The 255-nt window shown below is 65.5% G+C and carries 1 pseudogene; it reads left to right on the top strand.

Going from position 1 to position 255, the window contains the following annotated elements:
* A pseudogene (locus tag I6F35_RS39800) lies at nucleotides 1–255 on the top strand (ribonucleotide-diphosphate reductase subunit alpha); the annotation flags it as partial.

The raw sequence follows: 255 nt of genomic DNA, 5'->3' as shown, positions 1-255 counted from the left end.
CGGCATCGATCATCGCGGCGAGGAGCGCACCGCGGTGTGCTGCCTGTCGTCGCTCAACCTCGAGACCTGGGACCAGTGGAATAAGGAGCCCGGCTTCATCGAGGACGTCATGCGCTTCCTCGACAACGTGCTCACCCACTTCATCACGGTGGCGCCGGACGGAATGAAGCGTGCCCGCTACGCCGCCCTGCGCGAGCGCTCCGTTGGCCTCGGCGTCATGGGCTTCCACTCGTTTCTCCAGGCCAAGGGCATTCC

Origin of the sequence: Bradyrhizobium sp. BRP22, from assembly GCF_020194175.1 — a bacterium.
Lineage (GTDB): Bacteria > Pseudomonadota > Alphaproteobacteria > Rhizobiales > Xanthobacteraceae > Bradyrhizobium.
The sequence above is the reverse complement of the archived record's forward strand: the minus strand, read 5'-3'. Positions and strand labels throughout refer to the sequence as shown.